Below are 585 nucleotides of genomic sequence, written 5' to 3'. Positions count from 1 at the left end.
TCGGAGTCCAGAAATACGCACCAGGGAAGCCCCAGATCTTTGGCCAGATTCAATGTAACCCAGTGTTTGACGCTACCACACCCTCCTATGAGGACTGGCACTATTTTCACGTCCTCCAGAGAGGCTGGCAGCGCACCTGACTGTTTTAATGAACTGGCCGCATGCCTCAGGAAAGTAACATCCGACTTTCCCTCTACCAGAACAATCCCCTGCGCCCTTTCCATACCGGTCTCTGGCAGCACCCCCAGGCTTTCAGTGGCTTCCTTCAGCACTGCGTCATCCGGCATTTTTACTACGGGTTCACCCGCCTCATTTCGGGTAACATAACGTACGCCTTCGACAGGGATTAATCCGGCCAGCGCCGGGACATGGGTGGTGACGATAATCTGACGGTGCGGCTGGCCTGCCAGTGCCAGTAACGCTTTCATCAGCATCATCTGATACCCGTCATGCTTTCATCAATAATGATTTCAGTAGAGTTTCTGTAGCCTCTGAAGTTTTTCAGTTTTAATTTTCTGAGCCGCATATGAAGTCCTGTGTGTAAGAAAGCGTTTTGCTGCAACCTGAATACAAAATATATTTTCA

1 pseudogene is annotated in these 585 nt (G+C 50.1%); it reads right to left on the bottom strand.

The features are described from left to right. A pseudogene (locus tag ACOTXR_RS25140) lies at positions 1 to 455 on the bottom strand (ATP-dependent nuclease); the annotation flags it as partial. Between the last annotated feature and the right edge of the window lie 130 nt (positions 456 to 585).

Source organism: Enterobacter cloacae complex sp. IR53030, from assembly GCF_049238365.1.
In the GTDB taxonomy this organism is placed as follows: domain Bacteria; phylum Pseudomonadota; class Gammaproteobacteria; order Enterobacterales; family Enterobacteriaceae; genus Enterobacter; species Enterobacter kobei.
Note: the sequence above shows the minus strand (reverse complement) of the source record. Positions and strands in the feature narration are given on the sequence as shown.